Origin of the sequence: Vibrio sp. 99-70-13A1, assembly GCF_013114625.1 — a bacterium.
In the GTDB taxonomy this organism is placed as follows: domain Bacteria; phylum Pseudomonadota; class Gammaproteobacteria; order Enterobacterales; family Vibrionaceae; genus Vibrio.
The window spans coordinates 1-6,754 of sequence record NZ_VTXD01000067.1 but is presented as its reverse complement, the minus strand read 5'-3'; the positions used below and the strand labels follow the sequence as shown (position 1 = coordinate 6,754).

Sequence of the window (6,754 nt, the reverse complement as noted above, 5' to 3'; positions counted from 1 at the left end):
GGTTGTGACATCACTTTATGGCGTAGTTTTCTTCCTTATGAAATAGGGTCGGTATTAAAGGTTTCATATTCAGTGGGTGTTATGCAGAAACGTAATATTTACCTTCCTAAAAGTGTATTGAACGCTACTGATTGGAAGTTAATTTCGGAACATCGTACATAACAAGCAATTCAAGCAGACTGTCAACGCTTGGCATTTTCAACTCGGTTTGGCTTCAGTGATTTCAGTGGTAAGTTTGAGGGTATTGGTAGTGTTGTCAGCTACTTAATTGGGCGTTATATTTGTTTTGATTTCAGAGGTTTAATCGGGAATTCTGATTTAAAAATAGTCTTTGTCTAGTTAGATTCTTTGTTATAAAAAGCCAGTTTCTTTCTTCAAATATCTATTCTTCAACCCGATATATTTGTTGTACTTTTCGCGGGTGTCAAATCGCTGGGGTCGTATTTGAAAAAGTGTGTTTCTCATCGGTTGAAAGTCAGCCCCTTTAAAATTATCTGAGTTGAAACTTGGCTTAATGTTGAAGGTTAACGGGGTCATTTGCGGCGAGTTTTTCTGTGTGAATGGGCTTTCAAATACTTTTAGCCCTCAATTCTTTCTCAATTGAATAGCGTGAGAATCTAAAAATATAACAAGCAATTCAAGCAGACAGTCAACGCGTGGCAGTTTTACTTCCAATTTGGTTTCAGTGATTTAGGTGTTATGGTTGAGCGTATTAGTAGCGTTGTCTGCTACTTAATTGGGCGTTATGTTCTAGAGGGAAAACTATGATTTTTACTACTACAGAAAATATCCCAAATCGTGAGATTGTGGAGATTTTAGGTGTTGTAACTGGAAACGTTGTTCAAACCAAGCATGTTGGTCGAGACATTATGGCTGGTTTTAAAAGTCTCGTTGGTGGTGAACTAAAAGGTTATACAGAAATGCTTTCAGAGGCTAGGGATACAGCTATTCAGCGTCTAGTTTATGAAGCGACTGATTTGGGTGCTGATGCGGTAGTAGGAATACGGTTTTCTACTAGTGCGATAATGGATGGCTCTTCAGAAATAATGGCTTTCGGAACAGCGGTAAAGTTACGAACATAACAAACAATTTAAGCTGACAGCCAACGCGCTGCATTTTTATCTCCAATTGGTTTGGGTGTAATCGGTGCGTTGCTTTAGGTTCAGGTTTGCGTTGGTCTGCAACTTAATTGGGCGTTAGGGCTCTACAGAGGACATTATGGACTGGATGCTAGTAAATCAACTAAAAGCTGAAGTGACATTTGAGCTCAAAGATATAATACCTAAAGGTTATTTCGAACAAGAGCTTGGTACATTCGAACTCAAGAAAGAACTAGATCCAAGCGGTTTATTGAGTAAACAGTCGCATTGGGGATATTTAGCTGCGAAGCTAGGTCATGACCTACAACAAAGTAATACTCAACTTATGAGCGCTAAACAAAAATGCGCATGCCAGCTAATGTTGTTCATTGCTTTTTATGAGTCAACAAAATCAGCTGAAGATAGTTGTAAAAAACTGCACCAACTTGTTTCCGAAAAAGGTATTAAAGAGGGCAATTCGCTAGAAGTTTCAAAGCAACATGAAAAAATGTTGAAAGTACACGAAAGGTCGGTGAAAAAAACTTTAAGGCAGTACTTATTCTATCTTGACCCTGAAAAAGCTAAAGTATTTTATTCGGCATTTACGGAAGCTGATTTAGTTGAATTGGGAATAAAACAGAGCCGTATCCAAAGGTGGATTGCCTCAACACAAAAACACCTAGCAACTATTGTAGTTGCTGTTATTACGAGTGTTTGTAGCGTTTATGTTTTAAGTTTGTTGGGATTAAAGCCCTAACAAACAATTTAAGAGTGACTCCTAACGCTTGGCGAGTTCACTTCGATTTGAAACTTGTGTTTACGGCGCAATGGTTTAGCTTAGGTGTTATAGCGTTGTCGCACCTTAATTGGGCGTTATGTAAGTAGGATAGTATGTCGAATAATTACTCAAGATCTGACTTAATGAAGATCGCTATAGAAGAGCATTTGAAGAGCACTGAGTTTCCACGAGTTGGGGTTGCTGTAGCGAAAAGTGGAAAATTATTAGCTACAGGCTACCGTGGTGAAACTAACAGCGTTCATGCTGAGCGCGTAGCTATAAGAAAACTAACCGATGAACAGATTAAAGGTGCAACCATTTATACGACGTTAGAACCTTGTGTTGAATTACATAAAGACCAGAAGATTTCATCTTGTGCTCAGTTATTAATCGACTCTGGTGTAAACGAGGTTGTAATTGGTGTTTTAGACCCTAATGGAACGATTTATTCTCAAGGTTACAGAAAACTATTGGAAAACAATATTAATGTCAGCTTCTTCAATCGAAAGCTTAGAGTTGCTGTCGAAGAGGAGTCTTTTGACTGCGGTAACATACATAAAATTTATGGTTGTGGTAAAAGAAGAGTCCCTGTCGTACACAGTGGGAACGAAATTGAAGTCCAGTTTAGTGAGGCAGATGAAAGAACAATTGATATAAAGTGGGCTACATTGCAGTCTACACATGGGTGTGTTGACCTTCAGGGCAGTAACGGTTCTGTGTTAGTTGCCGCCGGTGCAAGAAACTTCGGCGACATTAGTGATCCAACAGTATTCCGTTTCCCAAGCCATTACGCAAGAATGCACAAAGGCGATATCGCTATAGTTAAGCCATCAAATTCAACTTTTTATGTTCTTATTCAAGTGGTTGAAATTTTTGATAACGACATCATTTTTAAATGGGAAGTGAGAAACGACAAGTGATTATAGGCTCAATACTTACATAACAAAGCATTTAAGAGTGATTCGCAACGCTTGGCAGTTTCGCTTCGCTCAAGTATAGCCAAGCGCCGCTCACACCTTAATGCGGCGTTAGGGCTACAAGGAAATTATGGCACTTTATTTTATTATCGAAAACGAAGACCTAATTAATCAGCGAATTAAAATCGGAATCAGTAAAGATCCAGTTAAACGTCTAAAAGCTTTGCAAACGGGGAATTCGAGAAAACTTGCCTTAATGGGTTGGATTGACAGTGGTACTGATCGTGAGCTTGAAACACAACTACACAAGAAGTACAAAGAGCAACGTGTAATTGGGGAATGGTTCGAAATAAACCATGAAATTGTACTCGATTTATTAAAAGCGCATAGTCACTGCAGTTATATCAAAAAACAAACTAACGCAGGTGAATTAATCGGTTATGACAGGCATGGGATTCCCGAATATGAAGATACGTGGGAATGGGGAACACTCGATAATTCAGACTATTGTCCTGGGTGCGGTAGTAGTCTAGGACTTAGTTACAATGAAAATTATGGTGGTGAACGCTGTTTAAAGTGTGGTTTCACCGTGTAGTTGCAGCCCTAACAAAGCGTTTAAGACGGATTCCCAACGCTTGGCATTTTCGGTTTGCTTTGAATTTTGTGTTTAGGGCACAATGGTTTAGGCAGGGTGCTCTGCGTTGCTCACCACTTAACGCGGCGTTATGTGTAATCCAGAGTTCAGGGAAAGAATGAAAGTACTTATAGCAGGAGCCAATGGATATATTGGTAGCCACGTGACGAAGATGTTTGTTGAAAGTGGCTTTGAAGTTTCGACATACAGCAGGGCTAGCGGTGTCCTACCTGATGCTAGAAATCTCACTAAAGTGCCCGCAGATTTCTCTGGTTACTTTGATGTTGTTGTAAATTGTGCTCGTCCACATTGGTCAGAATTTTCGCCAGAGGAAATAGTTGATATAGAGTCCAAGTTGCTAACGCAGTTGGATAGGCTAGCGGTTGAAGGTGCGACCAAAATTCACACTTCAGGCGTTTGGCTATTCGGTAATGCTTCTCACAATGACCTCAAAATGTTTAGGTTGAAGCCTCTAGATGTGGTGAAACTGGACGCCGTTACAATAGGTAGCGCTATTAAAAAGAAGTGGCATGTAGTTTATTGTCCTAGTTTGGTTTATGGCGGTGAAAACTGTCAGCTAAAGCGAATTGTCGACTCTTTATCTGACCAAACGATTCAAGTAGCTATACCATCGCAAGGTCATAACCAATATATCCACGTCAATGACATCGCAAGGTTTTATTTATCGTTGGTGCAAGGTCGAATCTCCTCAGCACAACATTTTATTGCCGAGACTAAGGGGTATAGCCCTGAAGAGTTTTCCCAGTTGTTGCTGGACTCTCGAATCATAAAAAAAGTTAGCAAAAGTAATTGGCGTGAGTTTGAAAATACCCTTGGTTTTTCGGCAGTAGAAATAGAAAAACTGAATCTTAAACTTCCAGTTAGCCCTTTGTTTGAACCGAAAGAGTCCTTAAGGAAGCACATAGAAAATTACACATAACAAGCAATTTAAGCAGACTGCCAACGTTTGGCATTTTCAACTCGGTTTAGCTTCAGTGATTTAGGTGGTAAATTTTAGTGTGTTGGTAGCGTTGTCAGCTACTTAATTGGGCGTTATATTCATCCGGAAAACTGGAGATAAATAATGATGAACATACAACTAGAAAAACCAGTCTTCTATTGTAATAAATTTGCTTTGAGGTTTGAGTTAGGTTCTGATGACGTCGGCATATGGTTGGATGATGACCGAAAAAATTATAATGAAGAGTATTTTGAAATTGCGATGAGTAGAGCACTTAGCATCTATGAAGCAGCATTTAAACCTTCGGATAAGATCAAAATCTGTTATCAAATTTTCTCCGATGGACGGAAGAAAATTAGAAAAAGTGACTACTTCTTTAAACTGTTCGAGCCTCTGTGTGGTAAAGCTTTAAAGTTTTCGGAACATCGAGATATCTATACCGAAGATCTAGATTACAAAAAACATTGCTGGAAAAGAGTTACCATCTCCGGTGTATCAGTATCAGATTTAAATATAAAACCGATCATTCAGGCTTGTATTGACTATGACTTTGGTGATCGTGGATCAACCCTAGCAGGGCAACTGTTTATAATTAATTGTGACAAAGAACTGATGCTCCACCTCTATGATGACCGCGGTCTAGATGTTGCCGCCAGCAGTAAATGGGCTCTAGAAGACCTGTATAGAACGAAAAACCAGTTGTTACTCGATTACGATAAGCAATATATGGATAGTTTGTTCAAATGAATATAACAAGCAATTTAAGCAGACTGTCAACGCTTGGCATTTTCAGCTTGTTTTAGCTTCTGTGATTAAGGTGGTAAATTTGAGTGTATTGGTCGCGTTGTCAGCTACTTAATTGGGCGTTAGATGCGGCTGGCTCATATTTCACTTGACGTATTTGGCTCTAGATAGACAAAACTATAGATATTATTAACTTCAACCGTAGGGCTTAGTAAGTGTTTAAAAATAAGTATGCAATCGCTGTTGTTTTGGCTTCAATCTTTTTAATATCATCATGCACTAAAGTAGTAGAAAGAAGTGAGCTTGAGAAACTTATACAAAGTAAACAATTCGAACCTTTAATGGATCTTGTGGATGTTTACATTACAGAAAATGAAGAAGATGATTTTGGTTACTATGTTAAAGCTATAGCTTTGATGAATTTGGATGGCGAAAGCTCCGATATATTATCTGTTCTTGATACGGCATTTTTAAAGTCACCTGAAGATAAAATAGCAAATTATTCATTTTCAATGAGTGTGATGCTTTTGCAGAATGGATATTGTGATGAATCCTTACCGATTGCATCAAAGATGGGTTTTAACTTAGATGATGCAGAATCAAGAGAGTTTTACTTGCTTGGGACCGGATATGTTGATTGTATTTCTCAAAAAAACTCTAAATCAAAGAAATTCGTAATCACTCTGTATGAAAAGTTATTTGTTTTGACTCGGTATAATCATGAGCTAACACAAAGTTACATCACTTACTTGGCAAAAATTGATAGATTAGATAAAGCTGAACATGTTCTGTATAGATACGGCTTGCATAAGCCAAAATCGAGAACTCTTAGTGATTTACTTATTCATTTAAAAACAGAAAATGGTAAGGCTAACACAAGAGAATAGGTGAAGTAGTCCTGCCTTCTATTGGTTTATCTAGTCCCACGATGTATTGGCAAGCAGTAATAAAAGCAATGAACTAATTTTATAGTAGTGCTTTTTGCCAATGTGGAGAACTAAACGCTAGCCAATCTGGCGTTAGCTTAAAAGGAGTTACAAATGAAATGTGGGTGCTGTGGAAAAGAAATCGGCGACTTTGTTTTTGATAAGTCATATCAAATGCCTGATGAAATTTGGGAACTCAGTGATGAAGTACGAGATGAACGAGCACAAACACATTCAGATTTATGTCGTTTGGATTCAAGATACTTTATTCGAGGAGTTTTGTATTTGCCTGTCCATGCTGGTAAAAAAAGTTTTGGTTGGGGAATTTGGGTTGAAGTTTCGCAAGGTGATTTTTTCAATTATTTTGAAAAATTCGACTTCGATAATAGCAATGAATCACCCTTTTCGGGGGCAGTAGCTAATAGTTTACCAAACTACCCAGAAACAAGAGGTATGAAAGTTCAGGTTAGACTAGGTGATGGCACTCAAAGACCGACATTCCAAGTAATGGAAAAGGGACATTTGCTAACGAAAGAGCAAGAGAATGGAATATCGCTTGAAAGGGTTCATGTATTTAACGGTGGGTGAGTAAGCTAACAAACAATTCAAGAGTGATTCCCCACGCTTGGCATTTTTGGTTTGGGTTTAGTTTAGTGTTTACGGCGTCCAAGTTGAGTGTTGTAGTTGCGTGGCTCACACCTTAATTGGGCGTTAG

The 6,754-nt window shown here is 38.6% G+C and carries 8 protein-coding genes; all 8 read left to right on the top strand.

Annotated features, from left to right (window positions below; all coding sequences use genetic code 11):
• The first annotated feature begins 764 nt into the window (after window positions 1-764).
• The 8 genes from F0226_RS21900 to F0226_RS21865 all read left to right on the top strand — a co-directional run bounded on the left by F0226_RS21900 (window position 765) and on the right by F0226_RS21865 (window position 6,627).
• Window positions 765-1,082 carry a heavy metal-binding domain-containing protein gene (locus tag F0226_RS21900; RefSeq protein WP_171737616.1) on the top strand — a complete coding sequence of 106 codons (318 nt, stop codon included), beginning with the start codon at window positions 765-767 and terminating at the stop codon, window positions 1,080-1,082.
• Window positions 1,083-1,218: 136 nt separating this feature from the next.
• A complete protein-coding gene (locus tag F0226_RS21895) occupies window positions 1,219-1,836 on the top strand; it encodes a hypothetical protein (protein ID WP_171737615.1) in 618 nt (205 codons plus the stop codon).
• A 134-nt stretch (window positions 1,837-1,970) separates the two neighbouring features.
• A complete protein-coding gene (locus F0226_RS21890) occupies window positions 1,971-2,777 on the top strand; it encodes a deaminase (RefSeq protein WP_171737614.1) in 807 nt (268 codons plus the stop codon).
• Between the two features lie 127 nt (window positions 2,778-2,904).
• A complete protein-coding gene (locus F0226_RS21885; protein ID WP_136996128.1) occupies window positions 2,905-3,369 on the top strand; it encodes a GIY-YIG nuclease family protein in 465 nt (154 codons plus the stop codon).
• Window positions 3,370-3,526: 157 nt separating this feature from the next.
• Window positions 3,527-4,348: an NAD(P)-dependent oxidoreductase gene (locus F0226_RS21880; RefSeq protein WP_171737613.1), complete on the top strand. Its 822-nt coding sequence runs from the start codon at window positions 3,527-3,529 to the stop codon at window positions 4,346-4,348.
• Window positions 4,349-4,492: 144 nt separating this feature from the next.
• Window positions 4,493-5,116 (top strand): DUF3885 domain-containing protein, encoded by a 624-nt coding sequence (locus F0226_RS21875; RefSeq protein WP_171737612.1) that lies wholly within the window; start codon window positions 4,493-4,495, stop codon window positions 5,114-5,116.
• Between the two features lie 212 nt (window positions 5,117-5,328).
• Complete coding sequence (locus tag F0226_RS21870) at window positions 5,329-6,000, top strand: hypothetical protein (protein WP_171737611.1); 672 nt, start codon at window positions 5,329-5,331, stop codon at window positions 5,998-6,000.
• Between the two features lie 153 nt (window positions 6,001-6,153).
• Window positions 6,154-6,627, top strand: coding sequence for a DUF2199 domain-containing protein (locus tag F0226_RS21865; RefSeq protein WP_171737610.1), 474 nt, complete (start codon window positions 6,154-6,156; stop codon window positions 6,625-6,627).
• Window positions 6,628-6,754 lie beyond the last annotated feature (127 nt).